23 protein-coding genes, 10 pseudogenes and 1 riboswitch are annotated in these 25,134 nt (G+C 67.2%); of the genes and pseudogenes, 15 read left to right on the top strand and 18 right to left on the bottom strand.

Annotation, left to right across the window (positions count from 1 at the left end; all coding sequences use genetic code 11):
* Positions 1-43 precede the first annotated feature (43 nt).
* The 4 genes from ACHMWU_RS16135 to dusB all read right to left on the bottom strand — a co-directional run bounded on the left by ACHMWU_RS16135 (position 44) and on the right by dusB (position 3,876).
* Positions 44-607 (bottom strand): TetR/AcrR family transcriptional regulator, encoded by a 564-nt coding sequence (locus ACHMWU_RS16135; protein ID WP_396045142.1) that lies wholly within the window; start codon positions 605-607, stop codon positions 44-46.
* A gap of 98 nt (positions 608-705) precedes the next feature.
* On the bottom strand, positions 706-873 hold the full coding sequence (locus tag ACHMWU_RS16130; protein ID WP_396045140.1) for a hypothetical protein: 168 nt from the start codon (positions 871-873) through the stop codon (positions 706-708).
* Positions 806-2,629 carry an ELWxxDGT repeat protein gene (locus tag ACHMWU_RS16125; protein ID WP_396045138.1) on the bottom strand — a complete coding sequence of 608 codons (1,824 nt, stop codon included), beginning with the start codon at positions 2,627-2,629 and terminating at the stop codon, positions 806-808. Before ACHMWU_RS16125 ends, ACHMWU_RS16130 begins: the two co-directional genes overlap by 68 nt.
* Positions 2,630-2,733: 104 nt before the next feature.
* Positions 2,734-3,876 (bottom strand): tRNA dihydrouridine synthase DusB, encoded by a 1,143-nt coding sequence (dusB, locus tag ACHMWU_RS16120; protein WP_396045136.1) that lies wholly within the window; start codon positions 3,874-3,876, stop codon positions 2,734-2,736.
* A gap of 143 nt (positions 3,877-4,019) precedes the next feature.
* On the opposite strand from dusB, the pseudogene ACHMWU_RS16115 reads away from it, so the two are divergent.
* A pseudogene (locus ACHMWU_RS16115) lies at positions 4,020-4,118 on the top strand (DUF6458 family protein); the annotation flags it as partial.
* On the opposite strand, the gene ACHMWU_RS16110 reads toward ACHMWU_RS16115, so the two are convergent.
* Complete coding sequence (locus ACHMWU_RS16110) at positions 4,118-4,825, bottom strand: hypothetical protein (RefSeq protein ID WP_396045134.1); 708 nt, start codon at positions 4,823-4,825, stop codon at positions 4,118-4,120. The pseudogene ACHMWU_RS16115 and the gene ACHMWU_RS16110 overlap by 1 nt on opposite strands.
* 25 nt (positions 4,826-4,850) lie before the next feature.
* Positions 4,851-6,236, bottom strand: a complete 1,386-nt coding sequence (locus ACHMWU_RS16105) for a glycine--tRNA ligase (RefSeq protein WP_396045132.1) — start codon at positions 6,234-6,236, stop codon at positions 4,851-4,853.
* 383 nt (positions 6,237-6,619) lie between these two features.
* Between ACHMWU_RS16105 and ACHMWU_RS16100 the strand changes: the two are divergent.
* The 10 genes and pseudogenes from ACHMWU_RS16100 to ACHMWU_RS16055 all read left to right on the top strand — a co-directional run bounded on the left by ACHMWU_RS16100 (position 6,620) and on the right by ACHMWU_RS16055 (position 11,464).
* Positions 6,620-7,338, top strand: a pseudogene (locus ACHMWU_RS16100) (metal ABC transporter substrate-binding protein).
* Positions 7,335-7,490 (top strand): annotated as a pseudogene (locus ACHMWU_RS16095) (ATP-binding cassette domain-containing protein); the annotation flags it as partial. The pseudogenes ACHMWU_RS16100 and ACHMWU_RS16095, both read left to right, overlap by 4 nt.
* 97 nt (positions 7,491-7,587) lie before the next feature.
* Positions 7,588-8,115, top strand: coding sequence for a metal ABC transporter ATP-binding protein (locus ACHMWU_RS16090; protein ID WP_396045130.1), 528 nt, complete (start codon positions 7,588-7,590; stop codon positions 8,113-8,115).
* Positions 8,006-8,437 (top strand): annotated as a pseudogene (locus tag ACHMWU_RS16085) (metal ABC transporter permease); the annotation flags it as partial. The gene ACHMWU_RS16090 and the pseudogene ACHMWU_RS16085, both read left to right, overlap by 110 nt.
* A 106-nt stretch (positions 8,438-8,543) precedes the next feature.
* Complete coding sequence (locus tag ACHMWU_RS16080; protein WP_396045128.1) at positions 8,544-9,005, top strand: metal ABC transporter permease; 462 nt, start codon at positions 8,544-8,546, stop codon at positions 9,003-9,005.
* 10 nt (positions 9,006-9,015) lie between these two features.
* A complete protein-coding gene (locus tag ACHMWU_RS16075; RefSeq protein ID WP_396045126.1) occupies positions 9,016-9,402 on the top strand; it encodes a Fur family transcriptional regulator in 387 nt (128 codons plus the stop codon).
* Complete coding sequence (locus ACHMWU_RS16070) at positions 9,399-9,701, top strand: hypothetical protein (protein ID WP_396047014.1); 303 nt, start codon at positions 9,399-9,401, stop codon at positions 9,699-9,701. Before ACHMWU_RS16075 ends, ACHMWU_RS16070 begins: the two co-directional genes overlap by 4 nt.
* Positions 9,589-9,864: a GNAT family N-acetyltransferase gene (locus tag ACHMWU_RS16065; protein WP_396046823.1), complete on the top strand. Its 276-nt coding sequence runs from the start codon at positions 9,589-9,591 to the stop codon at positions 9,862-9,864. The genes ACHMWU_RS16070 and ACHMWU_RS16065 overlap by 113 nt, the downstream gene beginning before the upstream one ends.
* A 922-nt stretch (positions 9,865-10,786) precedes the next feature.
* Positions 10,787-11,071, top strand: a complete 285-nt coding sequence (locus tag ACHMWU_RS16060; protein ID WP_396045124.1) for a type II toxin-antitoxin system Phd/YefM family antitoxin — start codon at positions 10,787-10,789, stop codon at positions 11,069-11,071.
* A complete protein-coding gene (locus ACHMWU_RS16055; protein ID WP_396045122.1) occupies positions 11,072-11,464 on the top strand; it encodes a type II toxin-antitoxin system VapC family toxin in 393 nt (130 codons plus the stop codon).
* Positions 11,465-11,484: 20 nt separating this feature from the next.
* Here ACHMWU_RS16055 and ACHMWU_RS16050 read toward each other — a convergent pair whose 3' ends face one another.
* A complete protein-coding gene (locus ACHMWU_RS16050; protein ID WP_396045120.1) occupies positions 11,485-12,243 on the bottom strand; it encodes a hypothetical protein in 759 nt (252 codons plus the stop codon).
* 71 nt (positions 12,244-12,314) lie between these two features.
* A pseudogene (gene cimA / locus ACHMWU_RS16045) lies at positions 12,315-13,872 on the bottom strand (citramalate synthase).
* Between the two features lie 312 nt (positions 13,873-14,184).
* On the opposite strand from cimA, the gene ACHMWU_RS16040 reads away from it, so the two are divergent.
* On the top strand, positions 14,185-14,823 hold the full coding sequence (locus ACHMWU_RS16040; protein WP_396045118.1) for a hypothetical protein: 639 nt from the start codon (positions 14,185-14,187) through the stop codon (positions 14,821-14,823).
* Between the two features lie 19 nt (positions 14,824-14,842).
* Here the strand turns inward: ACHMWU_RS16040 and ACHMWU_RS16035 are convergent, their stop codons facing one another.
* The 3 genes and pseudogenes from ACHMWU_RS16035 to ACHMWU_RS16025 all read right to left on the bottom strand — a co-directional run bounded on the left by ACHMWU_RS16035 (position 14,843) and on the right by ACHMWU_RS16025 (position 18,613).
* Complete coding sequence (locus tag ACHMWU_RS16035) at positions 14,843-16,261, bottom strand: aspartate ammonia-lyase (protein WP_396045116.1); 1,419 nt, start codon at positions 16,259-16,261, stop codon at positions 14,843-14,845.
* Between the two features lie 141 nt (positions 16,262-16,402).
* Positions 16,403-17,499: pseudogene (locus ACHMWU_RS16030) on the bottom strand (branched-chain amino acid aminotransferase).
* Between the two features lie 5 nt (positions 17,500-17,504).
* Positions 17,505-18,613: pseudogene (locus ACHMWU_RS16025) on the bottom strand (3-isopropylmalate dehydrogenase).
* 726 nt (positions 18,614-19,339) lie between these two features.
* Here ACHMWU_RS16025 and ACHMWU_RS16020 point away from each other — a divergent pair.
* Positions 19,340-19,690, top strand: a complete 351-nt coding sequence (locus tag ACHMWU_RS16020) for a hypothetical protein (RefSeq protein ID WP_396045114.1) — start codon at positions 19,340-19,342, stop codon at positions 19,688-19,690.
* On the opposite strand, the gene ACHMWU_RS16015 is transcribed toward ACHMWU_RS16020, so the two are convergent.
* Positions 19,671-20,219, bottom strand: coding sequence for a YitT family protein (locus tag ACHMWU_RS16015; RefSeq protein ID WP_396045112.1), 549 nt, complete (start codon positions 20,217-20,219; stop codon positions 19,671-19,673). The genes ACHMWU_RS16020 and ACHMWU_RS16015 overlap by 20 nt on opposite strands.
* Positions 20,220-20,497: 278 nt before the next feature.
* Here ACHMWU_RS16015 and ACHMWU_RS16010 point away from each other — a divergent pair, with 278 nt between their 5' ends.
* Both ACHMWU_RS16010 and ACHMWU_RS16005 read left to right on the top strand, forming a co-directional pair.
* A complete protein-coding gene (locus ACHMWU_RS16010) occupies positions 20,498-21,271 on the top strand; it encodes a GntR family transcriptional regulator (protein WP_396045110.1) in 774 nt (257 codons plus the stop codon).
* Positions 21,272-21,364: 93 nt separating this feature from the next.
* A complete protein-coding gene (locus ACHMWU_RS16005; protein WP_396045108.1) occupies positions 21,365-21,946 on the top strand; it encodes a hypothetical protein in 582 nt (193 codons plus the stop codon).
* A gap of 143 nt (positions 21,947-22,089) precedes the next feature.
* Here the strand turns inward: ACHMWU_RS16005 and ACHMWU_RS16000 are convergent, their stop codons facing one another.
* The 6 genes and pseudogenes from ACHMWU_RS16000 to thiM all read right to left on the bottom strand — a co-directional run.
* On the bottom strand, positions 22,090-22,545 hold the full coding sequence (locus tag ACHMWU_RS16000; protein WP_396045106.1) for a hypothetical protein: 456 nt from the start codon (positions 22,543-22,545) through the stop codon (positions 22,090-22,092).
* Positions 22,546-22,562: 17 nt separating this feature from the next.
* Positions 22,563-22,766, bottom strand: a pseudogene (locus tag ACHMWU_RS15995) (thiaminase II); the annotation flags it as partial.
* The gene (locus ACHMWU_RS15990) at positions 22,763-23,140 is read right to left on the bottom strand and encodes a bifunctional hydroxymethylpyrimidine kinase/phosphomethylpyrimidine kinase (RefSeq protein WP_396045104.1); all 378 of its coding nucleotides are present in this window, start codon (positions 23,138-23,140) and stop codon (positions 22,763-22,765) included. The pseudogene ACHMWU_RS15995 and the gene ACHMWU_RS15990, both read right to left, overlap by 4 nt.
* 67 nt (positions 23,141-23,207) lie before the next feature.
* Positions 23,208-23,543 (bottom strand): annotated as a pseudogene (locus ACHMWU_RS15985) (hydroxymethylpyrimidine/phosphomethylpyrimidine kinase); the annotation flags it as partial.
* Between the two features lie 14 nt (positions 23,544-23,557).
* The gene (thiE, locus tag ACHMWU_RS15980) at positions 23,558-24,199 is read right to left on the bottom strand and encodes a thiamine phosphate synthase (RefSeq protein WP_396045102.1); all 642 of its coding nucleotides are present in this window, start codon (positions 24,197-24,199) and stop codon (positions 23,558-23,560) included.
* Positions 24,200-24,263: 64 nt separating this feature from the next.
* Positions 24,264-24,989, bottom strand: a pseudogene (thiM, locus tag ACHMWU_RS15975) (hydroxyethylthiazole kinase); the annotation flags it as partial.
* Positions 24,981-25,076, bottom strand: a riboswitch (TPP riboswitch). It overlaps the preceding pseudogene by 9 nt.
* Positions 25,077-25,134 lie beyond the last annotated feature (58 nt).

Raw genomic sequence — 25,134 nt, 5'->3', positions numbered from 1 at the left:
TGAGGTCCCGTCCTCGCCAAGGGGGTCGGACGAAGCCGCGCGGTCAGCGCGACCGCACCCCGTTGACCCACTGCTGGATGACCTGCTGGACCTCGGGCCCGTCGGGGTCGAGACGGTAGAGCAGGATCGAGAAGATGACGCTCGTCCCGAGTGCCACCTTGGCGGTGAGGAAGTCGAGCTCTGGATCGACTTCGCCGCGATCGACGCCGCGCTCCCAGATCTGCTGCATCAGCTCCAGCGTGGGGTGAGCCATGTTGTCGAGGAATCGCTGCGAGGACGACTCGTCGGCGATCGCCATGCCGAGCTGAGGACCTGCGACGTTGCGGGGCATGGTCTTGAGCGAGGCGATGAGACTGGCGCAGACCGCGCGGATGTCATCGCCGAACGAGCCGGTGTCGATGCTGACAGCGGGCACCGAGTCTGCGATGTTCAGCGACAGGACGATCTCGTCCTTGTTGGCGTAGCGGCGGTAGATCGCCGGCTTGCTGACATTGGCCTCGACCGCGATCGCGTCCATCGTCAGGTGCTCGACGCCTTCGCGTTCCAGCAAGCGCCTGGTGGCGTGCAGGATCTGCGAGTCGAGCTGAGGATTGCGGGGACGCGCCATGGATCGAGCCTATCTTCTTGACTGTCGCGGACCGGTGCACCGCGGCGGGTACAACGCGGTGGCCGTCCCGGTCTGGGACGGCCACCGCACGTCAGCGCCTACTTCTTCTTGATCTTCGCCGTCTTCTTCGATGTCTTGACGACGGTCGTGTAGCCGGGCTTCTTGACCGTGACCCTGACCTGGATCCGCTTGCCCTTGTCAGCTGAGCGCAGCTTGTAGGTCGACTTCTTGGCAGCGCTGCCCTTGATGGTCTTGCCGTTGCGCAACCACCGGGTCCTCTGCTGACGCCGCTGTCGAAGGAACGCTTCTTGACCTTGAGCGTCCGGCCGACCTTCTTGGTCCCGGTGATGCTGGGCGTCGGCCGCTTGACCTGCGTGCCGGCCTTGACGGTGACGGCTGCCGACGTCTTGCCGAGCGAGACGTTGCCGTCCTTGTGGCCAGTGACTCGAGCGCTGGCTTGTGACCGTGATCCTTGGCGGTCGCTCGGTACGTGGCACCGGTGGCGCCGGGGATCGACACCCCGTCGCGCAGCCAGGTGTAGGAGCAGCTCGCGCCGGCTTCCCAGACGCCCGTGACGGCGGTCAGCATGCGACCCACTGCGGCCTGGCCCGAGATCGACGGCGTGCCGGCCAGGACGACCTCCAACCCGTTGGTCTGCAGGACCCACAACTTCGATCCGCCCTGCCCGTTGGTGCGGAAGAGCGCGCCGCTGCCGACCGCGCCGACGGGCGCCGGATCGCTGGTCGCAGACCCGGGCGCGAGGTCGGAGACCCGCGCGGTGCCGTCGGCCGTGCCGTTGGTGAGCCACAGCTCGACGCCGGAGGACCCGTCGTCGGCGCTGAACAACGTCCGCCCGGTGTCGGGGTTGACCGAGAAGTCGCGTGGACTGCTGCCTGCTGCGCCAGGACGGATGTCCTTGACCAGGCGGGTACCAGCAGCGGAGCCGTCGCTGGTCCACAGCTCGGCGTCATTGGCCGATCCGGCTGCACGGAACACGATCGTGTCGCCGTTCGAGGTGGCTCGTTGGGCGTCGACCCATTGGTTCCCGGTTGGATGTCCTTGACGAGCACCGTGCCGCCGATCGTCCCGTCTGTCTTCCACAGCGTCGCCGTGCAAGGGATCCTGTGCGGTGAAGAACGTCGCTCCCCCGGTGGCCGTCAGGCGCGTCGGATTGCTGTTGGCCGTTCCGGGGTTGATGTCCCGCATCCGGTAGGTGCTCGGCGCGGTGCCCTTGGAGCGGAAGATCTCCCGGCCCTGCGCGTCGACTGCGGAGAAGAGGAGGGTCGAGCCGTCGCTGACCAGCTCGGCCGGGCTGCTGCTGCCATTTCCGGGATTGACGTCATCGACCATCACGGTGCCCCCGGTCGTGCCGTCGGTCTTCCACAGCTCACGACCGTGGGATCCGTTGTGGGCTGCGAAGTACACCTCGCCGTCGTGCAGCGTGAGGTTGCTGGGCGATGAGTCGCCCACGGCGTTGATGTCCTTGAGCAAGGTCGTGCCGGCCGGCGTGCCGTCGGAGATCCAGAGCCGTCGCCGCCGCTGGCCTCGACGTCGGCGCTGAAGACGATCTTGTCGCCGAGAAGCTGCGATGTCGTCGATCGCTGGTCCGCCGGTGCCCGGCACGAGGTCTTCTACCTCGACAGTGCCGCCGGACGTCCCGTTGGTCTTCCACAAGCTCACGCCCGTGCGCTGCCGTGGTCGCGACGAAGTAGGCCGTGCTGCCGGCGCGGGTGAAGAGCCGCGGAGCGCTGCCCGGTCCGCCGACGTTGATGTCCTTGACGCCTTGGGTGCTGGCGGCGGTTGCGCTCGTGCGCCACAGCCGATGCCGGCATCGGTCGATCCTGCGAACAGGAGGTAGGGGCCCATGTCGACGGTCTCGGAGTGGATCTGCAGGCCCACGTTTCCGAAGTTGCCGAGATCGACGGGGGCGGGCGCGGCGGCCGAGGCCGGCGTGGCCAGGAGTAGGGACGAGGCGAGCGCGATCGACGCCGCGCCGCCGATGGTGCGGGATGCAGTCTGCATGGTTGTTCCTTCGGATGAGCGGCCCGACGGGCCATTACGTGACAAACAATTACGTAATGAAACGTAACGTAACGTAATGGCAGTTGCAAGCCCTTCCCGAAAGTTCAGCCGCCAGACGTACCGTCCTCCGCCAAGGGATCGAGCGGGGCGTCGATCGTGCGGCTGTCGAGCCACCCATCGGGCACCGAGACGCGCTTGGGGGTTCCCTGACGTCCCCGTGGCGTGCCGAGCTCGCCGACCGGGTACTCCTCGGTCGGGTCGAGCCGCGACAACAGCTCGTCGAGGTTGGCGAACGACGAGACCATGCCGAGCTGGTGCCGCACTTCCTTGCCGGCCCGGAATCCCTTGAGGTACCAGGCGATGTGCTTGCGGAACTCGATGCAGCCGCGATCCTCGCCCATGATCCCTGCCAGCAGCTCGACGTGCCGGCGCATGATGGCCGCGACCTCTCCGAGCGTCGGCAGCTCCACGACCTGCTCACCGGCGAAGGCAGCAGCCAGGTCGCGGAACAACCACGGCCGCCCCAGGCAGCCGCGACCGACGACGACGCCGTCGCAACCCGTCTGCTCGACCATGCGGATCGCGTCGGCAGCCTCCCAGATGTCGCCGTTGCCGAGCACCGGGATGTTCACGGCCGCCTTCAGCTCGGCGATCGAGTCCCAGTCGGCATGACCCGAGTAGTGCTGCACAGCAGTGCGTCCGTGCAGCGCGATCGCGGCGGTACCGGTGTCCTCGGCGATCCGTCCGGCGTCGAGGAAGGTCAGGTGGTCGTCGTCGATGCCCTTGCGGGTCTTCATCGTCACCGGCACGCCGTACGGTGCCGCAGCCTTGACCGAGGCCGTCAGGATCTGGCCCAGCAGGACGTCCTTCCACGGCAGCGCCGCTCCCCCGCCCTTGCGAGTCACCTTCGGCACGGGACAACCGAAGTTCAGGTCGACGTGGTCGACCCCGTGATCGGCACACAGGATCTCCACGGCACGCCCGATCGTGTCGGGGTCGACGCCGTACAGCTGGACCGACTTGTACTGCTCGTTGGGCGCGAAGGTCAGCATCGACAGGCTGGTGCGATCACCCTCGACGATGCCGCGCGACGTGATCATCTCGCACACGTACAGCCCTGCACCCTGCTCGGCGCACAGCTGACGGAACGCCGCATTGGTGACCCCGGCCATCGGCGCGAGCACGACGGGCGTGTCGACCTCGATGCTGCCGAGCCGCAACGACGAGGGCAGGGTGGCAACAGGCATGGGTCCATTGTCCCCGTCGGCCGCGGCCTTGTCGAAACCGCCACTGTGCGGCGGCCCCGGACCGTTTGACAGTGCGAGAGCCGGGTACGTCACCCATCACCGGCACATCGCCTGTGCCATGACGCTCAACGAGAGGACCGGCCATGTACTTCGGTGGATCGATCGCACTTATTGCCCTCGGCGCAATCCTGGCCTTCGCCGTCCAGGACCGCCTTTCCGGTGTCGACCTCGTCGTCGTCGGCTACATCTGCATGGCAGCCGGTGTCCTGGGCATCGTGCTCAGCCTGGTGGCCAACGCCCAGCGCACCCAGGCCGCGCGGCGGGGACGAGCTTCCCCCGCGCTGACGTGAAGTGGTGCGGTCAGGGCTTCCAGGTGATGGCGTCCTTGGCGCTTCCGGTCTGGAGGTCGACCGAGACCAGCGCGCGACCGGCCGGAACCAGGTAGACCAGGCAGAGCTTGGCGGTCGCCCCGGGCAGGAAGCTGGCGCGGCAGCTTGGCGGTCTGGCAGGGCTTGAACGTTCCGAGGATGTCGCTGGCCTGCAGGTTGGTGTTGCTGTCGTCGTGCGCGTAGATCGGCAGTGCCGCACCGCCGAGTCCGGCCGGGCCTTCGTTCTTGACCTCGACTGTGACGTAGAAGGGCGTCGCCTTCTTGGTGGAGGCGTCGAGCGAGAAGAACTCGAAGTCCTTGATCGAGCCCTTCTTGACCTGGGCGATCGTGACGGTGATGGCGCTGGCTGCCTTGTCGGCGACCTGGTAGACGACGCTCGCCGACTTGTCTTGCGACAGCTGCGTGCCGGCTTTCGTCAAGGTGACGCCAGCCGGCACGTCGAAGCCCCGGGGCACCGCCGCGCTCGACGCCGCCGGCTCAGGCTTGTCAGAACCGGACGAGCAGGCGCCCAGCACGCACGCGGCGGCGACCGCCGTGGCAGCAATCCTCGTTGTGAGCACGAGCCGATTGTCTGCCACGAACGGTTCAGCAACCGGGCAGGCGCGCCGCAAGGTAGGCCGTGACCTGGTCGAGCGCGATGCGCTCCTGCTGCATCGTGTCGCGCGAGCGGATCGTGACCGCCTGGTCCTCGAGCGTCTCGAAGTCGACCGTGATGCAGTGCGGCGTGCCGATCTCGTCCTGGCGACGGTAGCGCTTGCCGATTGCCTGGGCGTCATCGAACTCGATGTTCCAGAACCCACGCAGCTCGGCGGCCAGGGCACGCGCCTTGGGTGACAGCTCTTCGTTGCGCGACAACGGCAGGACGGCCGCCTTGACGGGGGCCAGCCGGTGATCGAGCTTGAGCACGGTGCGCTTGTCGGTGCCGCCCTTGGCGTTGGGCACCTCTTCCTCGACGTACGCGTCGATCAGGAAGGCCATCATCGACCGGTTGACGCCGGCAGCAGGCTCGATGACGTACGGCGTCCAGCGGGTGTTGTTGGCCTGGTCGAAGTACTGCAGGTCCTTGCCGGAGTGCTCGCTGTGGGTCTTGAGGTCGAAGTCGGTGCGGTTGGCGATGCCCTCGAGCTCACCCCAGGTCGAACCGGCGAACTCGAACTTGTACTCGATGTCGACGGTGCGCTTGGAGTAGTGCGACAGCTTCTCGGCGGGGTGCTCGAAGAAGCGCAGGTTCTCGGGGTTGATGCCGAGCCCGGTGTACCAGTCCATGCGGATCTGCATCCAGGTCTCTTGCCACTCCTCGTCGGTTCCGGGCTCGACGAAGAACTCCATCTCCATCTGCTCGAACTCGCGGGTGCGGAAGATGAAGTTGCCCGGCGTGATCTCGTTGCGGAAGCTCTTGCCGATCTGGCCGATGCCGAACGGCGGCTTCTTGCGCGCGGTCGTCATGACCTGCGAGAAGTTGATGAAGATGCCCTGGGCCGTCTCGGGCCGCAGGTAGTGCAGGCCCTCCTCGGACTCGACCGGGCCGAGGAACGTCTTGAGCAGGCCGTTGAACATCTTCGGCTCGGTCCACTGGCCGCGGGTGCCGCAGGCCGCGCAGACAATGAGATCCATGGTGACCGAGTCGGGGTCGTCGATGTTCTTCTTCTCTGCATACGCCTCTTGCAGGTGGTCCTGGCGGTAGCGCTTGTGGCAGCTCTGGCACTCGACCAGCGGGTCGACGAATGCGGCGAGATGGCCGGAGGCGTTCCACACCGCAGTGGGCAGGATGACCGAGGAGTCGAGGCCCACGACGTCGTCGCGGCCCTGGACCATCGAGCGCCACCACTGCTTCTTGATGTTGTCCTTGAGCTCGACGCCGAGCGGTCCGTAGTCCCACGCTGACTTGGTGCCGCCGTAGATCTCGCCGCACTGGTAGACGAATCCCCTGCGCTTGCTGAGGCTGATGACGTTGTCGACGGTTGATGCCATGAGGGATGTTCCAATCCGGCTGGGTGTCGGCGGGCCTTGGTCCGTCATCGTGATGAGGGACGCCCGAGGTGCATCCGAGGATACCGGCGAGCCATCTCACACCCGGGACCGGTCATCCTGGATTGACAATCATTCCCACTTTGTTTGAGAATGATTCCCATGAAGAAGTCCCTCGCCCTGCTTGCGTCGATTCCGCTCGTCGCCCTCCTTGCCGCCTGTGGAACCGATGCGAAGGATGACGGCAAGATCTCCGTGGTCGCGTCGTTCTATCCCTTGGCCTTCGTCGCCGAGCAGGTCGGGGGCTCCTTCGTCGACGTCAGCAACCTGACGACCCAGGCGTCGAGGCCCACGACGTCGAGCCCAAGCCCAAGCAGGTCGCCTCCGTGCAGGATGCCGACCTGGTGCTGTACCAGTCGGGATTCCAGACCGCAGTCGACGAAGCCGTCGACCAGGCAGATCGTTCGGACGACGACCTCCTCGACGCCGCCTCGCTGGTCTCGCTCAAGCCGGCACTCGCGGAGGACGAGCACGACGAGGGTGAGCACGACGACCATCACGCCGATGACGGCCACGACCACGGCGAGGACGACCCGCACACCTGGCTCGACCCGACCAACATGGTCCTGTTCGCCCAGGGCATCTCGACCCGCCTCGCCGCAGCCGATCCGGCCCACGCCGCCGAGTTCAAGGCCAATGCCGACCGCCTGATCGCCGAGCTCACCGACCTCGACACCGCTTTCAAGACCGGCCTGGAGACCTGCCGCACCCGCACGATCGTCACGAGCCACGCCGCCTTCCAGTACCTCGCGGCACGCTACGACCTGCAACAGGTCGCGATCGCCGGCATCGACCCCAGCAACGAGCCCTCCCCGTCCCAGCTGGCCGCCATCACCCAGCTGGTGCGCAAGGAGAAGATCACCACGATCTTCACCGAAAGCTCGTGAGCCCGGCCATCTCCGACACCATCGCGAACGAGACCGGTGCGGTGACCGCTACGCTCGATCCCATCGAAGGCTTGTCCAAGAACACCCAGGACGAGACCTATCTGACCCTCATGCAGAACAACCTCGAGGCACTGGAGAAGGCGAACACCTGCGAATGAGCGAGCTGCCTGCGGAGCAACCCCTGGCCGTGCGGGGCCTCACCGTCGCACTCGACGGTCGACCTGTCCTGCGACAGGTCGACCTCGACGTGGCTGCCGGCGAGTTCGTCGCACTGCTGGGCTCCAACGGCTCGGGCAAGTCGACGCTCGTGCGCGCCGCCGTCGGGCTGGTACCCAGCAGCGCCGGGAGCGTCGAGCTCTTCCGGCACTCCCCTGGCCAAGTTCCGCGACCGCCAACGGCTCGGCTACGTGCCGCAGCGCACCCGCGCGGTCGCCGGCGTCCCGGCCACCGTGCAGGAAGTCGTCATGAGCGGACGCCTGGCGCGGCGCCGCTTCGTCGGGTGGCGCACCAAGGACGACGTCGCTGCGGTCCAGGCTGCGATCTCCCGGGTCGGGCTCGCCGACCGGTCACGGTCGTCGGTCAGCGAGATGTCCGGTGGCCAGCAGCAGCGCGCCCTGATCGCCCGCGCCCTGGCCTCCCAGGCCGAGCTCCTGATCATGGACGAGCCAACCGCCGGAGTCGACCACGACAACCAGGAGTCCTTGGCAGAGCTGCTGGCCGGCCTGGTCCACGAAGGCACCTCCGTGCTGCTCGTCGCCCACGAGCTCGGACCATTGCGTCCACTCATCGACCGAGCCGTCGTGCTGAAGTTCGGCGAAGTCTCCTATGACGGACCGGTCGACGCGGTGCGCGACGACGAGCACTCGCACGTCCATCGGCACGGCGGCGAGCCCGACCGGCCCGACGGCTTCAGCGCAGAGGGAATCTGGCGATGACAGAGCATCAGCACCTGAACCACACGGCCCACTTCTACGAGGTCACCGCATGATCGAGATGCTCGACTACGACTTCATGCGCCGAGCCCTGGTCGCTGCCGTGTTCACGGGGCTGGCCGCCCCGGCCATCGGCACGTTCCTGGTCCAACGTCGGCTGGCGCTGCTCGGCGACGGCCTCGGTCACGTGGCACTGACCGGCGTCGCCTTGGGCGTGCTCACCGGCGTCGCGCCGATCCTCACCGCCGTCATCGTCGCCTCTCTTGGAGCGATCGTCATCGAGCTGCTGCGGATGTATGCCCGCACCAGCGCCGACGTCGCTCTCGCGATGCTGTTCTACGGCGGCATCGCCGGCGGCATCCTGCTGATGAATCTCGCCGACGAGAGCTTCCAGCGGTCTCAACGCCTACCTGTTCGGGGCGATCACGACGGTGTCATCGAGCGACCTCGTCGTCGTGGGCATCCTGGGCGTCGTCGTGATCGGACTGTCGCTGGGCCTGTCTCCCCAGCTCTTCGCGGTCTGCCAGGACGAGGAGCACGCCCAGGTCAGCGGCGTCCCCGTGCGGCTCTACAGCATCCTGATTGCGATACTGGCGGCTGTGACGATCACCGTGGCGATGCGTACCGTCGGGCTGCTGCTCGTCTCGGCGCTCATGGTCGTGCCGGTGGCCGCATCGCAACAACTGACCGGCAGCTTCCGCACGACCCACCTGGCCGCGATCCTGATCGGACTGATCGCCGCCGTCGGTGGCCTCGTCACGAGCTACCAGATCGAGACGCAGCCCGGGCCTACCATCGTGCTGGTGGCCCTCGTCATCTTCGCCCTCGCGTCGGTCGCCGCGGCGATCCGTAGCCGGGGCAATGCACGCCGTCACCGCGTGGAAGCAACCTGAGGAGAAGTTCATGGTCGAAGCCCCGCGCAACACCCGCCAGCGCCGTGCCGTCGTCGCGATCCTCGAAGATCTCGACGGTTTCGCGAGCGCGCAGGAGATCCACGACATCCTCAAGAAACGCGGCGAGTCCGTCGGCCTGTCGACGGTGTATCGCAGCCTGCAGGCACTGGCCGATGCGGCCGAGGTCGATGCACTTCGCAATGACGACGGCGAGGTCCTCTACCGCCAGTGCAGCGCCGGACACCACCACCACCTGGTGTGCCGCGCGTGCGGTCGCACCGTCGAGGTCGAGGGTCCGACGGTCGAACGGTGGGCCGACAAGATCGCCGACGAGAACGGCTTCCGCGACGTCGCGCACACGCTCGAGATCTTCGGGACCTGCTCGGACTGCGCATGAACGTCCGCATCGTCGCCGGCGACCAGCTGACGGCGCAAGACGTCTACGACATCTGGAAGATCCGCGATGCGGTCTTCGCCTTCGAGCAGCACGTCGAGGACGTCGATGTCGACGGGCTCGACCTGCTGGCGACCACGACCCACCTGTGGCTCGCCGACGTCCACGGGCCCACGAGCTTACCTGCGGGTGTACGTGGCGGACGGCGAGCCCCACGTCGGACGGGTCTGCACCCGCAAGGACCATCGCGGCCGGGGACTCTCCGGACGCCTGATGGCCGAGGTGAGCAGGCTCTGGGGTGACCAGAGCCTGCACCTCAACGCGCAGGCGTACCTCGAGCGGTGGTACGAGTCATTCGGCTACGTGCGGACCGGCCCCAACTTCGACGACGCCGGTATCGATCACGTGCCGATGACTCGCCTTCCCAGCAGCCTCGACACCTGCTCACGATGTCTTCGATGTTGAAGGCAGGCAGGGTGTCGAGATTGCAACGCACCTCGGGTGATGCCAGCACCGCGACCTCACCACCAGTCGCCCCGGCATAGACCTGCACGAAGTCGGTACCCGCGATCGACACCGACCGTTTCACGACCTGGTTCAGCGTCGTCTCGAACTCCACAGGTGTCGCAGGACCGGGGGCCGACAGGCTAAGTCCACCGACCTCCAGCTGCTGCTTCGCAGCCGGGTCTGCACCGGCCTTGTCCTTGTCGCGGAACCCGGTCACGGTCGTGAACGTCGTGCAGGCCTTCGCCGACTTGAACATCACCACCATCGAGTCGAAGCTCTGCAGGGCGCGAGGATGGCTCTTGCCTCCCATCGTCACACTGACGTTCCGCGCACCCGCAGTGGCCGCGAAGTGCGGCGCCGTCGTCAGGTCGATCCACTTGTAGACCGCCGTCGTACGAGCCACACTCGTGCCGGCCCTGACCTTGCCCGACTTGGCCTTCACGACCCGGAAGCTCGTGTTGCCGCCCTTGACGAGCTTGGTCGTCAGCGCGAAGCTGCGGTTCGACTTGATCTTCGCCGTTCCGACCTTGCCCCACCTGCCACCTGCATACTTGCGCTGGACCGTGACCTTGGAACCCTTCAGGCCCTTGGCGCTCTGCCCCGATACCTTTCCGCTGACCGTGACCTTGGAACCGAGGTCAGCGGTCGACTTCGACAGCTTGACCGTCACCTTGAACGATTTCGGCGCTGCCTCGGCTGCCGTGACACTCCCGGCGGCCAGGACTACTCCGAGCGCCATGGCGCCCGCGATCTTCTTCATCTCTTCTCCCCATGCTCGTGTCCCCCGAGCGCTCGTGATCCTACCGAGCGCTTTCGCGGTTCTCGCACGGCCATGAGGGAGAGCTTCTCCCAGGATGTACATCAACGTACAGTGACGTACATGACGGTCTATCCCATCAGCAAGGCACGCGCCGAGCTCGCGGCTCTGCTCGACGAGGTCGAGCGCGGCGGCGAGGTCGTCATCACCCGCAACGGCAGGCCGGCGGCACGGCTGGTCAAGCCGGCCATGCCCAGCCCGCGCACGGCCGACATCATGCAGGCCGCCGATCGCATCTCGGTCGAGCTCGATCTCGCACGTCGTAGAAAACTCTCCCCGCCTGATCCCGACGCGCCCCCGGCCGACGCCTTGGTGTCAGGTCTGCGAGCCGATCGCGATTCCTGGTAGATGGACGCCTTCGACACCGACGTGCTGATCTATGCCAGTGTCGGTGATCCGAGGGGTCAGATCCTCGTCGAGGCCCATGAGTCACGCTCTGGCGACATCTCCGGAGTCGGTTCCACCCTCATCCTGTCCGAGGCCCTGGCCCTTGGCCCGGCAACACCCTCCGCCTTGCGGGTTCACGAGCTGATCGCCTCTCTCCAGCTGGTACCCGTCGACGCACGGATCGCCACGATCGGCGCAGCACTGCGCGCCAAGTATCACCTCAAGACTCCCGACGCCCTCCACCTGGCCACGGCGATCGCGGTGGGAGCCGACAGGTTCGTGACCGGCAACCGGCGCGACTTCGACCGCATCGGCGAGATCGACATCGTGCACCCCGATGGCCTGGCCTCGTAGACATCGTGGCGATTCGTCGCCTACCGCGCCGTGGCCACCGCGTTGATCGCCTCGACCACATCGCCCTTGACGACGATGGCGTAGTCGTCGACGGCGACTGCCACGGTCCTGAACCGTTCGGCATAGCTGAAGAAGTAGCTGCGACCGGCATCGATTCGTCCGGCCAGCCGGGTCGCCTCGTCGATGACGTGCTGCAGCGCCGCGACGACGTCGCGCGCAAGCTGATCCTGACCGCGCGGCACCCGGACGTCCTCGAAGTCCCCGCGGGCGCGAACCAAGGCCGGGATCAGCCGCTCGCGGACGGGCCTGCTGTCTCGCAGCACCCCGTAGCCGACGTGATCAGTGACCTGGAAGGTCAGCGCATCTCGGCAGGCCCGGATGAACTCCAGGGCCACATCGGCGCGCCGCAGCTCACGACGCAGGTCTCGGTAGGGCGTCAGGAACGACTGCTCCAGCCGAGTCGCCTCGGCGTACGCAGCCGACCGCTCGATGCCGTCCGGCGGAGCATCGTCCAGGCTCGGTGGATCGGCGATCGCGGCATCGACGACGCCGACCAGGTCTCCCGGGTCGTCCGCGTTCGAGTCGTTGATCGCCTCGACGACCTCGCTGTGCAGGGCACCGACCTGCCCGACGAATTCCTCGGCTGCCCGGTCGGCCTCGGCGACCCGGTCGGCCTGCGCGTGGTTCTGCACCACGACCATGACACCGATCACTCCCGCCAGCGCGAGCGTCACGAAGACAGGTCCGAAGACCGCCCAACGCCGTCCGCGCTCGTTCACGAGATCACGGTCGCAGTCCTGAGCGCGCAGCGCAATCGCCGGCTCAGCCCGTCAGGATCAGCCTGTGCTGGTCAGCCGGTGATGAAGGGCTGCACGCCGTGCATCCGCAGTCCGTACGTCATGGCATCGACGAGTGCCTCCCAGGACGCCTCGATGATGTTCGGCCCCCACTCCCACCGTGACCCACACGTTCTTGCCGTCCGTCGTCTCGATCAGCACGCGGGTCGTGGCATCTGTGCCGTGCCCCTGGTCGAGGATCCGGTACCCGGAAGTCGGTCAGGTGGAATCGTGCGACATCGGGATAGACCTGCTCGATGGCCTGCCGGAGCGCGTGGTCGAGCGCGTTGACGGGTCCGTTGCCCTCACCGATGACGGCCAGCCGGACGCCGCCTGCGGTCAGCTTGACCGTGGCCTCGGCCACCGCTTCGTCGCTGCGCACCGACTCGGCGAGCACCCGCCACGACTCGACCGTGAAGAACGACGGCCGGGCGCCATCCATCTCCTCGGCCAGCAAGAGCTCGAACGAGGCATCTGCGGGCCTCGAACGTGTAACCGGCCTGCTCCTTGGCCTTGACTAGGTCGGTCAGTCGGGCCAAGCGCTCTGGCTCCCCCGCGAGGTCGTAGCCCAGCCTCCTCGCCCTTGAGCTCGATCGTGGCCCGGCCCGCCATCTCTGAGACGAGCAGCCGCATGTCGTTGCCGACGAGTGACGGATCGATGTGCTGGTACAGGTCGGGGTCGACCCGGATCGCGCTGGCGTGCAGCCCTGCCTTGTGCGCGAAGGACGAGACACCCGTGTACGGCTGTCGGGCATGCGGCGGGTAGTTGGTGATCTCGGAGATGGCGTGGGAGATCCGGGTCGCCTCGGCCAGGTGGCCCGGCGGCAGGACCGGCATGCCCAGCTCGGCTCGAGGTTGGCGATGCACGTGACGAGGTCGGCATTGCCCGTCCGCTCGCCGTAGCCGTTGATGCACCCCTGCAGATGGGTCACTCCCGCCTGCACCGCAGCCATCGAGTTGGCGACCGCGCAGCCCGTGTCGTTGTGGGCGTGGATCCCGAGACGGGCACCCGTCGTCGCGACGTCGGCGACGATCTCGGACACCCAATGCGGCAGCATGCCGCCATTGGTGTCGCACAGCACCGCGACCTCCGCCCCGGCCTCGGCCGCGGTGCGCACGACCTCGAGCGCATAGTCGCGGTTGGCGCGGTAGCCGTCGAAGAAGTGCTCGAGGTCGACGAAGACCCGTTGGCCCTCGTCGCGCAGGTGGGTCACGGAGTCACGCACCATCGCGAGGTTCTCGTCCAGCGTCGTGCGGAGAGCGAGCTCGACGTGACGGTCGTGGCTCTTGGCCACCAGGGTCACGACCGGCGCACCCGAGTCGCGCAGCGCTGCAACCTGCGCATCGTCCGCGGCGCGCACCCCGGCCTTGCGGGTCGAGCCGAAAGCCGCGAGCGTCGCATGTCGCAGGTCGAGCTCCTCGGCCGCCATGCGGAAGAACTCGGTGTCCTTGGGGTTGGAGCCCGGCCACCCTCCCTCGATGTAGCCGACGCCAAGATCGTCGAGATGCCGGGCGATGCGGCTTGTCCTGCACCGAGAGGTTGAGTCCTTCTTGCTGCGCACCGTCACGCATCGTCGTGTCGTAGACGTGGAAGTCGCTGACCTGCTGCTGACCGGGGCTCACGGGGGCTGTGCTCACTGCGTCGTCCTTCGTCCTGGGTGCTGCGCTCGTGGTGGCTTGCTCGTGCTGGCTTGCTGTGCTGTGTCAGAGAAACAAAAAAGCCCCCAGGGTGTGGGAGGCAGCGCGTCGGGGGGTGAACTTCAGTTCCCGGCGCGCCTGTCGATAATGATCGAGATGCTCTGCATGCGGGTCAGTCTAGACTGATCGAGTTATGACCGCCAGACCCGTCCCCGCACGACGGGGCCCCATGTCATGTACGCCGTCATGACCAGTGAGTCCCTCGGCTCCGTCGATCCCGTCGCGATGCCCGCCCTCGAGCTGCTGCGGCACTACGGGACGTCCCCCGAGGCGCTCCTGCGCCTGCGGACCCGCCCCCACCAGTGGCTGGTCATGCGCGGGACGTCGATCGACGACGCTGCCTTCGTGCAGCGCGACGCCCGCATCGAGGCGCTCGAGCTGGCCGAGGCCCATGACGGGGTCGTGATCGACCTGACGATCCCCCGCGTGATCGAGCAGTCCTCACGGTCGGTGTCTCTCGCCCAGGCAACCCAGTGGTACGTCGTCGACTACGCCTCGCTCAACCACTCCGAGCTGCTCACGGTGGGACTGACGTCCTTCGGACTGCCCGAGATCGTGATGACGGGCGTCGACCAGTCACGTCACGCGATGTACAGCGCCGTGCTGGCAGGCCTCGTGCACCGCCTCATCGCGGAGTGGCCGGCCAACGACCCCGTCGGCGATGCCACGATCACGCTGCGCGACATCGCCTACGGGCTCGGCGAACCCGATGCGATCGAGACGCCGAAGGACCGGTCGATCGTCGCCGCCATCGAGTACGACGCGATGTCCGGATCGCTCCTGGTCCATCTGCGAGGCGACCCCGCCACGGCAATCTTCGCCTGACCGCCGGGCGGGACCGACCTTACGGAGTCGTCTCGGGACGCGGTGCGAGATTGGCCAGGACCTCGGGTCGCAAGATCGCCTCGAGCTTCTCGCGCGGCAGCAGACCTCGTTCGAGGACGAGATCGGCCACACCACGTCCCGACTGCAAGGCCTCCATCGCCACCTCGGTGGCGGCGGCGTACCCGATATAGGGATTCAGTGCTGTGACCAGGCCGATCGAGTTCTCGACCTCGCTGCGCAGCAACGCCTCGTTCGCGGTGATGCCGTCGACGCAACGCGTCGCGAGCACCAGCACGGCCTCCCGCAACCGTGAGATTCCGGCCGACAACGAGTAGCAGATGACCGGCTCGAAGGCGTTGAGCTGGAGCTGACCACCTTCGGCAGCCATCGTGACCGTCATGTCGTGGCCGATGACCTGGAAGGCGACCTGGTTGACGACCTCGGGGATCACCGGATTGACCTTGCCGGGCATGATGCTCGACCCCGCCTGGACCGGCGGCAGGTTGATCTCGTTGAATCCCGCGCGCGGACCGGATGACAGCAGACGCAGGTCGTTGCAGATCTTCGAGAGCTTGACCGCCACTCGCTTGAGGGTCCCGGACAGCTGCACGAAGGCACCACAGTCCTGGGTCGCCTCGATCAGGTCGACGGCCGTCTCCAGCGGAAGACCGGTCAGCTCGGCCAGGTGTCCGCACGCGATCGGGACGTAGCCGGCGGGTGCATTGAGCTGGGTGCCGATCGCCGTCGCGCCGAGGTTGATCTCGTGCAGCAGCAGCACTGCCTCGCTGAGCCGCGCCCGGTCCTCGCCGATCATGAGCGAGTAGGTGCGGAACTCCTGTCCCAACGTCATCGGCACGGCGTCCTGGAGCTGGGTGCGCCCCATCTTCAGCACGTCATGGAACTCGTCGGCCTTGCGGGCGAAGGACGTCTCGAGAACTTCCATCGCGGCCAGCAGGTCGTGGGTCGCGAGGATGATCGCGATCTTGACCGCCGTCGGGTAGACGTCATTGGTCGACTGGCTGAGATTGACGTGCTCGTTGGGGTGGATGAAGGCGTAGTCGCCCTTCTTGTGCCCCAGGATCTCCAGCGCCCGGTTGGCGATGACCTCGTTGGCATTCATGTTGGTCGACGTGCCTGCGCCACCCTGGATCACGTCGACGACGAACTCGTCGACGAGCGCACCGCCCCGGATCTCTTCACAGGCGCTGCGGATCGCACCGTACCGCTCGTCATCGAGCAGTCCCAGCTCGTTGTTGGCTGCGGCGGCGGCCTGCTTGACCGAGGCGAGCGCCGCGACCAGGTAGGGGCTCGTGCCGATGGGGATGCCGGTGATGGGGAAGTTCTCGAGCGCACGAAGGGTGTGGACACCCCAGTACGCGTCGAGTGGAACCTCACGGTCTCCGATCAGGTCATGCTCGGATCGTGTGGCGTCGGACATGGATTCTCCTAGGTAGGGGCAGCTTCTCCAGTCCAGTTGATCACAGATTGGATCCAAAGTGGTGAAGGTGGTGGGCAGGTGGTGCTGCCCCGCTGCCGCTACCCAGGAGTAACCAGAACGTACCCGTTCAGGAGCTGCGCGTCAGGCGCTGACCTGACGCAACCAGCCGTGCTTGTCCTCGGCCCGGCCGTACTGGATGTCGACCAGTGCCGACCGGATATCGGTCGTGATCTTGCCCGGCTCACCGTCGCCGCTGACGGCCTCGCCACCGTCCCACTTCAGAGACTTGACCGGTGTGACGACCGCTGCGGTGCCACAGGCGAAGACCTCGGAGATCGTGCCGTCGGCCGCACCCTCACGCCACTCGTCGATCGAGATCCTGCGCTCGACGACCTCATGACCCAGGTCGCGGGCGATCTGCATGATCGAGTCACGGGTGACGCCTTCGAGGATCGAGCCCGACAGCTAGGGGTGACGATCGAGCCGTCGGACTTCACGAAGTACAGGTTCATGCCGCCCAGCTCTTCGATCCACTTCTGCTCGACCGAGTCGAGGAACGCGACCTGTGCGCACCCGTGCGCGCTTGCCTCCTGCTGCGGCAGCAGGCTCGCGGCGTAGTTGCCTCCACACTTGGCCGCGCCGGTGCCACCGGCACCCGCACGCGAGTACTCCGACGACAACCAGATGGAGACTGCCTGCATCTCCCCCGCGAAGTAGGCACCGGCTGGTGAGGCGATGACCGAGTAGGTCACGTGCTGGCTCGGCCGGACACCGAGGAACACCTCGGACGCGAACATGAACGGTCGCAGGTACAGGCTCTTCTCGCCGCCGGCCGGGATCCACTCGCGATCGGCAGCGAGCAACGCCTCGATCGATCCGATGAACCAGTCGAGCGGCAGCTCGGGCAGGGCCAGACGGTGGGCTGAACGCTGCATGCGCTCGCCATTGGCCTCGGGACGGAACAGCCAGACCGAACCGTCATCGTGGACGTACGCCTTCATGCCCTCGAAGATCTCCTGCGCATAGTGCAGGACGGCTGTCGCCGGATCGATCTGGAGCGGACCGTAGGGGACGACGCGCGCGTCGGCCCACCCGGTGTCGGGGGTCCACTCGGACAGGAACATGTGGTCGGTGAAGTAGTTGCCGAAACCGGGCTCGGCCAGGATCGCAGCACGTTCGTCGGCGCTCCTGGGCGCCGGATTGGGCGTGAACGTGGATGCGAAGGGTTGGGAGGTCATGCTTGTCACGCTACAACTTTCTGGGTTCGATGGGAGAAACGGTCAGGCGACCGGTACGCCCGCGGCCGCACCCAGATCCGTGACACGCTGCGTGATGGCCTCTCCACCTCCTCGGTCGTACGTTGTGCTGCGCCGCGCGCGGCGATGTCGGCCTCGACTGCGGCAGTGATCTGCGCAGCAGCCTCGGGGAAGCCCAGGTGGTCGAGCAGCAGACCGGCAGACAGGATCGCAGCCGTCGGATCGGCCTTGGACTGTCCAGCGATGTCGGGAGCCGAGCCGTGGACGGGTTCGAACATGCTGGGTGCAGTGCCGTCAGGGTTGACGTTTCCACTCGCGGCCAGACCGATACCACCGGTGATCGCGGCAGCGAGGTCGGTCAAGATGTCACCGAACAGGTTGTCGGTGACGATGACGTCGAAGCGCGCCGGATCAGTCACCAGGAAGATCGTGGCGGCATCGACGTGCAAGTAGTCGACCGTCACGTCGGGGAACTCCGGCGCGATGGCATTGACCGTGCGGGTCCACAGATGACCGGCGTGCACGAGGACGTTGTTCTTGTGCACCAGCGTCAGCTTCTGGCGAGGCCGTGCTTGAGCGCGGGCGAAGGCATCGCGCACGACCCGCTCGACACCGAACGCCGTGTTGACGCTGACCTCGGTCGCGAGCTCGTGCGGCGTGCCGACGCGGATGGCGCCGCCGTTGCCGACGTACGGTCCTTCTGTGCCTTCGCGCACGACCACGAAGTCGATGTCGCCGGGGTTGCCGAGCGGTGAGCCCACACCCTTGAACAGCTTCGACGGACGCAGGTTGACGTAGTGGTCGAGCTCGAACCGCAGCTTGAGCAGCAGACCGCGCTCGAGCACGCCCGACGGCACACTCGGATCGCCGATCGCGCCGAGCAGAATCGCGTCGTGCCCGCGAATCTCCTCGAGCACCGAACCGGCAACGTCTCGCCGGTCGCGTGATAGCGACGGGCACCGAGGTCGTAGTCCGACGTGGCGAACGAGAGTCCGTGCGCGGGAGCGACGGTGTTCAGCACCTGGAGGGCCTGCGAGGTGACCTCGGGACCGATGCCGTCACCGGCGACAACTGCGAGCGAGAAAGACTTGGTCATGGGCGTCATTCTACGGTCGATGTCTCAGGATGTGAAACTTACGTATCAACATCCGGTCAGTTGTCGTCGGGTCGTTCGGACAGCTCGGGCTCGGCGGACGAGCGTCGTCGCGCAGGTGCGCGGGTCCCCGATTCCATCAGCTGCGGTTCCATGATGATCTCCTGTGAGTTCGGACGTGAAAGGCGGTGCGGGTCCGACGGGAGTCCGCCGTCCAGCACGCCACCAACGACCCGGGATCACCAGGAGTTCAGCGAGTGTGGGATCTGATCGAGATCACCTACCCTGCGGCGGAACGGCGGGCCAACGCCGAAACTCCGCGGCAGGGTGTAGCCCTAAGAGGCCCTGCCGCGGCAAGCGATTACTACAAGCTGCTTCCGCATGATGAGACAAGAGTAGCCCCTCGACCCACGAACCGGGCACACCTCTTCACGCGTGTCTCACCTTGTGGTCACGTCTCACGCAACGAGACATCCGATCCTCGACCAGGGGCACCGACGTGACACACTGGCCGCGTGAGCGCCCCAGCCGAAGTACCTGATCTCGTCGCGAGGGCTCTCGACCTCTCCCGGCAACGCGGATTCATCACCTCGATCCGCAACGAGACCGGACGCCTCCTCGCCTCGCTGGCAGCATCACGCACCGGAACCCTGGCCGAGCTCGGCACCGGGTGCGGCGTCGGATCAGCCTGGCTCTCCAGCGGTGCGCCCACGACCGCTCGAGTCGTGAGTGCCGAGCTCGATCCGGCCTTGGCCGGTGACGTGCAGAAGATGTTCGCCGACACCCCCCAACGTCGACGTCATCGCCGGCGACTGGTCGACGCTCGAGCAGTACGCACCGTTCTCGATGCTGTTCGTCGACGTGCGCGAAGTCATGGAGAGCGTCGACGTCCTGGCGAACCTGATGGAGCCCGGCGGGATCGTGATCCTCGACGACTTCATCCCGTCCGACTACTGGCCGCCGATCGTCGAAGGCCGCGTCGACACGGTGCGCGAGCAGTGGCTCACCGACGAGCGGTTCGCAGCCGTCGAGATGCTGATCGACGTCCACGCCTCGTTGATCATCGCGACGCGACGCTGACCTTCTCGGGCACCTGCACCGACGTCAGCGGCAGGAACAGCTGGACGAGCGGGCCGATCGTCACGGCGTACAGGACCGTCCCGACTCCGACCGTGCCACCCAGCACGAATCCGATCGCCAGCACCGTCACCTCGATCACGGTGCGCCAGAGCCGGACACTGCGACCTGTGCGGCGGACGAGTCCGAGCCACAAGCCGTCACGCGGTCCCGGACCCAGCGCTGCCCCGATGTAGAGGGCGCCGGCGAAGGCGTTGCCGACGACTCCCCCGACCAGCAGCAGGACCCGTAGCCAGAGATCGTCCGGCTGGCTGATCACGGCGATGCCGAAATCGGCCGCGAGCCCGATGATCACGACGTTCAGGACAGTTCCGATGCCCGGCATCTGGCGCAACGGGATCCACAGCAGGAGCACCACCGCGCCGGTTGCGATGACGACCTGGCCGAAGCTCAGCGAGACCTGGTTGGTGACACCTTCGTGGAACACGTCCCAGGGGTCGAGCCCCAAGGTGGACTCGACGAGCATCGCCATCGTGAACCCGTACAGGAACAGCCCCCACGATGAGCTGGAGGAGCCTCGCGACGAGCCCCCTCATCGCTGGAGCTGACGGTCAGCCCACGTGCCGAGCCTTCACGGTGGCTGCGTGGCGGCGGGACCGACCCGTAGCCGTCCCGGGCGATGACGATCCACAGGCGCACGACCGTCCACACGAGGGCAATCACCCCGACCACGACAAGAAGCTCGTTCATAGGTCCACCGTGCACCAGATTGGCCCTTGAATACATAGCCAATTGTGGAACACTGGCCTCATGTCCGTGACACTTTCCGCGCACCGTCTCGCCAGCCTGCTGGGCGATCTCGGCAGCGGTGGCCCCGCCTACCGCCTGATCGCCGAACGGATCCGGTTGCTCGTCGTCGACGGCCGGGTCGCCGACGGCAGCCGACTTCCGTCCGAGCGCGAGCTCGCCACGGCCCTCGGCGTGAGTCGTACCACGACGACCCGGGTCTATGCGGAGCTGCGCGAGAACGGCATCCTGCACTCACGCCAAGGCTCCGGCAGCGTCGTGCGGGTCCCACTGCAGGCATCGAGTGCCAGCAGCCTGATCATCACGCCCGACGACGCCGACACCATCGCCTTGACCTACTCGGCGCCCGTCGGCCCACCAGGACTGGCCCGAGCCTTCGAGGCGGCCGTCGCCAAGCTTCCCGGGCTGCTCGCCACGACCGGCTACCTGCCCGACGGACTCCCGGTCCTGCGAGAGATCCTCGCCCAGAGGTACACCGACAGCGGCCTGGCGACCGATCCCGGCCAGATCATCGTGACCAGCGGCGCGATGGGCGCCATCTCGCTGCTCGTTCGGGCGCTGATCTCCCCCAGCCAACGAATAGTCGTCGAGGGCACGAAGCTATCCCCACGCGCACGACGCGTTCGAGTCGGTCGGCGGGCGTCTCTCGCCGCTGCCCGTCCACAGCTCACCGTGGGACCCCGAATCACTGACGTCAGTCCTGAACGGCTCGCCGCACCAGGCCGCGTACTTCATCCCCGACTTCCACAACCCGACCGCCGCTGTCATGACGGATGACGAGCGCTCCCGCTGGGCGCATGCCATGCGACGGCACGACGTCGTGCCCATCGTCGATGAGTCACTCCGGGAGATCAATCTCGACGGCGTCGAGTGCCCCCCGTCTTCGCCAAGTACGACTCGCGAGCCGTCCTGATGGGATCGTCGTCGAAGGCGTACTGGGGCGGGCTTCGGGTGGGGTGGATCCGCGCACCGCACGACCTGGTCATGCCGCTCGTGCAGGCCAGGATGATGGATGATCTCGGCACGTCGGCCTTCGACCAGCTCGTCGTCGCCGAGCTGTTGGCTGATGGCGGGCAGACTGCGGCCGCCGGGCGGGCGCGACTCCGCAGCGCTCGCGATCATCTCCTGGCCGAGCTCGCCGGCCAGCTGCCCGACGTCGAGGCGCCGTGCCCCACCGGCGGGCTCAACCTGTGGGTCACGCTGCCCGAACGGATGTCATCGAACTTGACCACGGCAGCTGCCCGTCACGGCCTGCTGCTGACGCCGGGCCCCCGGTTCTTCTCGCATGCGAGCGCCGCAGCCGAGCGGCACCTGCGCATCCCGTACACGCAGTCGCACGAGACCCTGACCGAAGCCGTCCACCGGCTCAAGCTGGCGTACCAAGAGGTCCTCGGCAAGCCCCGCCCCGTCCACTCCACCCGCCGCAACGAAACCCTCGACATGATCGCCTAACCCCCATCCCCCTGACGAGGTAGTTATGGCCCCGTGACGAGGTGGTTAGCGCCCCGTGAGGAGGTGGTTGTGGTCTTTCCGACCGAACCAGTTCGCCCTTCCTAGGACGGTAACCACCTCGTCGGAGGGCGGCAACCACCTCGTCAGGGTGGGGTGGGCCAGGTCTCGTGGCGCCAGGCGGCATCCCAGAACATCCACTCGAACCGGGTCGCTCGCCGGTAGGCCGATTCGAGCTCGACCAGATCCGATGATGCTCCGCCAGCAGCGGCCACCTGGTCGAGATATGCCTCGGCTCGACGTACTGCCGCGTCGAACTCCGGCGCAGCATAGGTATCGATCCACGCCGCATAAGGATGCTCGCCCGACGGGCGCCGGGCCAGGACGTGCCGGCCGACCTCGGCGTAGACCCGGAAGCACGGCAGCACGGCAGCAAGTCCCACCTCGAAGGAGCGGGTCGTGGCAGCGGACTCCAGGAAGCCCGTGTACGCGACACAGGTCGGACTCGGCTCGGGAACGCTGTCGACATCGGGATCAAGCCCCCGCGGTGCGAGGAAGTCCCGGTGCCAGCTCCCGCTCCGCCGAGATCGCGCCAGCAGCAAGCGGATGCCATCAGCTCGGTGCCCTCAGCGTCGCCGGCACGCGCCGCGAGCTGGGCCAGCACGCGGGCGTAGCGGTCCAGGTAGTGCGCGTCGTCGACCAGGTAGCGCGCAAAGACGTCAGGCGGCAACGATCCATCGATCAGGCCGAGCACGAACGGATGCTCGCAGATCGCGGCGTACCAGTCGCCGACCGACTCCCAGAGCCGTTCGGACGCGCTCACCGGCCGATCCGATGATCGACCGGGCCGTGTCCGCTGCCGATGTCGAGGCTCATTCCCGCCACCAACGCCCTCGTCAGATAGTCCTTGGCCCCAGCGACCGCATCGGCGACGCTGCGACCCAGGACCAGGTGCGAAGCGATCGCCGACGACAACGTGCACCCCGTGCCATGCGTGTGCACCGTGTCGACGCGCGGAAACCGCCAGACGTTGCACGGCGTCGTGCGACACGAGGACGTCGACGCTGAGATCGCCGGGCAGATGTCCGCCCTTGACCAGCACGTGCTGCGGGCCGACTCCAGCAACACCCGACCCACGACGTCGAGGTCGTCGAGCACCGAGATGTCTCGACCGGCCAGCACCTCGGCCTCTGGCACGTTGGGGGGTCACGACTGTCGCCAACGGCAGCAGCAGGTCGCGGATCGCCTCGACGGCATCCTCGGGCACCAGCCGATCACCCGACGTCGCGACCATGACGGGGTCGAGCACGACAGCCGGGACGGGTCGATCACGCAGCATCTCGGCAACCGTGCGGACGACGTCGACGCTGCCCAGCATCCCGATCTTCACCGCCCGGACGTCGAGGTCGTCGACGACCGCCCGGTACTGCGCCGCGATGAACTCGGTCGGCACCGCGTGGATGCCCGTGACGCCGAGGGTGTTCTGCACCGTCAACGCGGTGATGACGGTCGCGCCGTACACGCCCAGCGCACTGGCGGTCTTCAGATCGGCCTGGATGCCCGCCCCGCCCGACGGGTCGGAGCCCGCGATGGTCAACATCACGGGGGTGCGGCTCATGCGTGCACTCCCCTGGCCTGCAGAGCGTCGTCGACGGCGAGCCGCAACGAGGCCGCAGCCCCAGCCGGGTCGTCGGCAGCACAGATCGCGCTGACCACTGCCACGCCGTTGGCTCCCGCCGCGATGACGTCACGTGCATTGGCAGCGTCGATGCCGCCGATCGCGATCAGTGGCAGTCGGCCGCCCAGTCGCTTCGCGAGCTCGCGGACCCCATCGAGACCGAACGGAGCGGTCGTGTCGGTCTTGGTCGGCGTGGCCCACACCGGGCTGGCCGCGACGTAGTCGCAGGCCGCGAGCTGCACCGCATCGTCGAGCTGCCTCAGATCGTTGACCGACCAGCCGATCACGGCGTCTTCTCCTAGTGCTGCGCGCGCTGTGACCGGATCGGTGTCGCCGACCCCGACGTGCAAGCCGTCACCGGCGCGCGCCGCGGCGACGTCGTCATTGGCGAGCACCGCGACCGAGGCCGGCAGGGCGGCCCGCAGAGCCGCCACTGCTGCCAGGCGGTCGGCCGACGTGCCGGACTTGTCTCGCACCTGCACGCACGTCGCGCCGCCTGCAACGGCAGCCGTCACGACCGAGCCGAGATCGTCGCAGGAAGGATCTGTGACCAGGTAGAGCCGCAGATCGATGCTCATGACTCGACGATCCGGACCGCAGCCAACCGCTCGTCGTCGAGCATGGCGAGCCGTCGAGCAGGCGGACACGGAACGTGCCCGGTCCGGGGGCGTTCTTCCCCGCACGCTCCCCTGCTACGGCGAGCATTGCCATCGCGGTCACCGACGCGTCGAAGGGGTCGTCCGCCACGGCGCAGCACGCGGCGACGAGCGCCGTTGCCGAGCAGCCGAGGGCCGTGACCATCGGCATCAGCGCATGTCCGCCGTGGACGACTGCGGTGCGCACGCCGTCGGTGATGACGTCTTCGACTCCCGTCACGACCACGACGGCCGACAGCTCTCTGGCGAGCGTCCGAGCGCCGTCGAGCGCATCGAGCGAGGCCGCCTGGCTGTCGACGCCCCGGCCACCGGCCTGGGACGTCGCGATGGCGAGGATCTCGCTGGCGTTGCCACGCACGACCGTCGGTGCGTGCCGCAGCAGCTCGGCGACGATGTCGCGCCGATACGACGTCGCGCCGACGGCGACCGGGTCGAGAACCCACGGGGTGCCGACCTCGCGCGCCGACTGTGCGGCGGCGGTCATGCCGTCGACCCACGACGGCGACGGTGTGCCGATGTTGATGCCGACGGCCGAGGAGATCCGCGCGAAATCACCGGCCTCGTGCGGATCGTGCACCATCGCCGGGGAGGCACCCACGGCGTTCAGCACATTGGCCGCGACGTCCATCGAGACGTAGTTGGTGATGTACTGCACCAGCGGCGACTTCTCGCGGACCGCAGCAGCAATCGTGGACGTGACAGTACTCGTCATGAGCAGGCTCCCTCGCGCCGGTGTTAACCGGATCAGGTTCGGCGGGTCTCATCTCAGCCCCCTCGTGGGGCACCCCGGCCTTGCGCCTCGAACCTATCGCACCCATTCCCCGTCCCGCTGAAGAGGTGCTTACCGCCCCGCCGCG

It is taken from the genome of Aeromicrobium sp. UC242_57, from assembly GCF_044452305.1.
Lineage (GTDB): Bacteria > Actinomycetota > Actinomycetes > Propionibacteriales > Nocardioidaceae > Aeromicrobium.
This window is presented reverse-complemented; position numbering and strand designations above follow the sequence as displayed.